Genomic DNA, 4,122 nt, shown 5'->3' with positions numbered 1-4,122 from the left:
CCGTTGCTCGACAACCCGGATGCCATGGCCGAGTTGAGGAGGATGTTTGTCCGCTACCTCGATACCGCCGCCCGGAACGGGTTCGGCGTGGTGATGGGGGGACTCGACTACCGAGCGAGCCCCGATTGGGGTTCGCTGCTCGGTTACTCGCCGCAGGCGCTGGCCGAGGCGCAGTTGCGAGCGATCGACTTCCTGCGCGATGTCGCCCGACCCTACGAGGGCCAACTGCCCGCACTCATGTACGCCGGGGTCATCGGCCCCCGCGGCGACGCATATCTGGCGAACCGGACCGAGATGGCCGACGAGGCCGAGGAGTACCACAGTGTCCAACTGACTGCGCTGGCACGCGCCGGTGTTGACCTGGCTGAGGCCATGACGTTGAGCAGCATTCCGGAGGTGGTCGGGTTGGCGCGTGCGGCGGCCCGCGCAGACGTGCCACTTGCGGTCTCGTTCACGTTCGACCACAACACAAGTCGTCTTCTGTCCGGGCTGTCCGTCAAGGAGGCGATCGAGACAATCGACGCCCAGACAGGTGATGATCGGCCCGCCTTCTACGGCTTCAACTGCTCGCATCCGTTGGAATTCATGCCGGCAATCGAATCCGGCGCATGGTTCGAAAGAGTGCGTTGCCTACGGCCCAACGCCGCGTTGATGGACAAGGTCTCGCTGTGCACGCTGGGCCATCTCGAGTCCGGCGACCCGATGGAGCTTGGCGAGCTGATGGGTGGCCTTGCTGCGCAGTACCCGCACATCGACATTTGGGGTGGCTGCTGCGGCACCTGGGACGATCACCTCGAGCAGATCGCACGCAACGTGACCGCGGCCAGGGCCGCCGGATAGCGGTGTGGACAGGGGGAGACTCAGCCGCCTTTCGGTGAGACGATCTGCTGATGGACGACGACGACCCTGAGAAGCGCATCGCCGAGCTGGAACGCGGGCTTGCCGAGCATTACCCCGCCTCGGAGGCGCCCCCCGCTCGCGAGGCCACGGCGGACCCGTCGTGGGCAGCGCCCCCCGCTCGCGAGGCCACGCCGGACGCGTCGTGGGCAGCGACCCCTGCGCCTCCTGCGCCGATTCCGCAATACATCCCGCCTGCCGGCCCGATTCCTGCGCTCTACGGGCGGCGCAGATCGCCGGTGTTTCGTGTCGTGTGGATCATCGGCATTTTCTGGGCGGTGGCGATTCCGATCGGAATTGCGTTCTCCTGGTTCATGAGTAGTCGCTTGTCCGGCATGGACCCGTTCGGCCCGTCGACGCTCACGGTGACGAAAGGCGGGTCGGTGAGCGTCGGCGGCAACAACGAGACGAAGACCATCGAGTGCAATGACGGATCCGTATCCCTGTCGGGTAACAACGGCAATTTCACCGTCACCGGTCACTGCGCCACCGTCAACGTCTCCGGCAACAACACCCACGCCACCATCGACTGGGCTGATGTCATCGTCGCCGGCGGGATCAACACCGTCACGATTTACCACAAGGGCGAACCCAAGGTCACCAAAGGCGGGATCAACGTCAGCGTCAGCCAGGGCTGACTTTCGCGCTGTATCAGCTCAGTCGTCCTCCGGTGCTGCGGGTATGTCCAGGCGGACGATCGACACGGTCTTGGTCGCGCTGTCGGACACGTACAAGTAGCGTCCGGTCGGATCGATTTCGACCTCGTCGGGTGACCCGCCGATCGGAATCGTCGCGACCAACCGGTTATTGGAGCCGTCGTAGACGGTGACGTCGCCGGCGAGTTTGTTGACCACGTAGACACGGGATCCGAACTCGCTCAGCGCGATATCGCTCGGAGCGCCCCGACCGACGAGGTCTGAGCCGCTGTAGCCCAAAAGCGACTTCGTGAATACCTCCACGGCATCATTGGTGGGGTCGATGGCATATAGCTTGCCGGCGGGGCTCATCAACATCCGTACGCTAGCCGGCGTTTGGACCCCCGTTTCGATGAAAGTGAAGCCCGGACCGGAGACGTCGGCGACGATGACGCGCTTGTCGGCCAACATGCCGAAGATGGTTCTCCCGTCGAAGCTCACAGCCAAAGCGGTGATCGGCGAAATTGTCGAAGTGCTCTGGTTGGGAGGCTCCGCTGTCTGGAAGACGGTGGAATCGACGCGAGACACCGTGTTGACCTGGGAATTGACCACATACAGTGTCTTGTCGTCGGAACCGAGCACCATTTCGGTCGGTTGCAGGAACTCGGCGAGCCTCTGGCTCTGCCCGCCGCCGGCTGGGAACTTCGTGACGCTGTTATCGCCTTTGTTGGAGGCAAGGATCGCGCCGTCCGGAGTGATTACCAAGTCGGTCGGGGAGAAGCCGAGGGGAACGGTTCGGACAACGGCGTGTGTCACGGCGTTGACCTGGACCACCGAGTTGCCTTGCAGCACATAGAAAGTATTGTTCGGGCCGGTGAACAGCTGGGACGGCGCGTTCGTCAACATGATGGTGTCGACGACGACGTTCTGGGCCGGCGCCACGGTGACCGGCACCGTGATCATCGTCGTTGCACCGTAGACATCGGTGACCGCGACGGTAACGGTGTCTTTTAGGGCGTCCCCTGTCGCGCCGGGGCGGCCGGCGAGCTTACGGGCGTCGTCGCCCGGACGGTAGGTGAAGACGCCGTCGTCGTCGATGTCGACGAACCCTTTGCCCACGGTCGCGCTATACGTCAGGTGGTCGCCGTCGGGGTCGGTGGCGAATACGTGACCGGTCACCTCGGGGTGCTCGAAAGTCGGTCCCGTAGTGGTGGATTCGGCGGATTTCACCGGAGCGCTGTTGAACGGCGCAATGCCGACTTGGAAGGAGATTGTCAACGTCGCGCCCTGGTCGTCGGTGACCGTGACCGTGACCGTGTCAGTGGGGCTGGTGCGACCGGCGCTTCGGGCGGCGTCGTTGGGGGTGTAGGTGTAGGAGCCGAAGGTATCGATGGAGACGGAGCCTTTGGCGGCGGTGGCGGAGTATCTCAGGTGGTCGCCGATGTCGGGGTCGCGCGCGAACACCTGACCGGTCACCGTGGGCTCGTCGGGACTCGGCGTGGAGGCCGTGGGCTCGGCGGTTTTCACCGGTGGGTCGTTGACCGGGGTGATGGTGATGTGCACCGTCGCCACATTGCTGGTCTTTCCGTCGGTGTCCTTGACGGTGTATTTGAAGCTGTCGGAAAGCACCTCAGCGCCATTGGAGGTGTAGGTGAAGGAGCCGTTGCCGTTTGGCGTGAGGGTGCCGAAGCCGGCCTGTTGGCTGATGACAACCGACGCCGGGTTCAGGTTGTGTTCGGCGTCGGTGTCATTGGTGACAACCGAGATGGTCTGCGACCCGCCTTCGGCGACAGTCAGGACGTCGTCGACTGCCACCGGTGCGTCGTCGACAACGAATACGTTCATCGTGACGGTGGCTACGTTGCTGACCTTCCCGTCGGTGTCTTTGACGGTGTATTTGAAGGTGTCGGTGGGGCTTTCGTCGCCGTTGTGGACGTAGGTGATCGATCCGGTCGGGTCGACGGTCGCGCTACCGTGGCTGGGGGCCTGCGTGATCGTCACCGACTGGTGGTTGATGTTGTTCTCGGCGTCGGTGTCGTTCAAGGAAACAAAGAACTGCGTGTCGCCGCCTTCGAAGACCTCTTCGCTGTCGTCGACTGCGACCGGCGCATCGTCCACCGGCGTGATGCTGATGGTGACGGTGGCTTCGTTGCTGATCGCGCCGCTGGTGTCCTTGACGGTGTATTTGAAGCTGTCCGTGGTTACTTCGGCGCCGTCGGACGCGTAGGTCACGGTGCCGTCGTTATTCACGGTCAAGGCGCCGTGGGTAGTTGGTTGGGTGATGGTTACCGAAGAGAGGTCGATGCCGCCGGCGTCGGTGTCGTTCGCGGTGACCGCGAAGGTCGTGGTGTTGCCTTCGAGCACGGTGGCGATGTCGTTGTTGGCGACTGGGGGGCTGTTGACCGGGATAGTGACGCTTATGGTGCTGGTGTGGCCGGCGTCGCCGAGAACGCCGAAGGATAGTGCGTTCAGCAGGCCGGGCAGGCCGTGGATATGCGGGGCGGCACTGGCGTCGCTGGCGGTGACACTGAACGTGTCCGTTCCGGTGGCGCCGGGGTTGGGATCGTAGGTCAGGCTGTGCCCGTCGGGG

At 63.8% G+C, this 4,122-nt stretch carries 3 protein-coding genes; 2 read left to right on the top strand and 1 reads right to left on the bottom strand.

Annotation, left to right across the window (positions count from 1 at the left end; translation table 11 throughout):
- The coding region (locus tag QOH60_RS18835; RefSeq protein WP_526423154.1) for a homocysteine S-methyltransferase family protein at nt 1–840 on the top strand (840 nt) is incomplete at its 5' end.
- A 50-nt stretch (nt 841–890) separates the two neighbouring features.
- Entirely contained in the window at nt 891–1,535 is a 645-nt protein-coding gene (locus QOH60_RS18830; protein WP_526423152.1) for a DUF3060 domain-containing protein, read from the top strand.
- An 18-nt stretch (nt 1,536–1,553) separates the two neighbouring features.
- On the opposite strand, the gene QOH60_RS18825 is transcribed toward QOH60_RS18830, so the two are convergent.
- The coding region (locus tag QOH60_RS18825; protein ID WP_526423150.1) for a YncE family protein at nt 1,554–4,122 on the bottom strand (2,569 nt) is incomplete at its 5' end.

This window comes from Mycobacterium sp. (assembly GCF_032159765.1).
Lineage (GTDB): Bacteria > Actinomycetota > Actinomycetes > Mycobacteriales > Mycobacteriaceae > Mycobacterium.
Note: the sequence above shows the minus strand (reverse complement) of the source record. Positions and strands in the feature narration are given on the sequence as shown.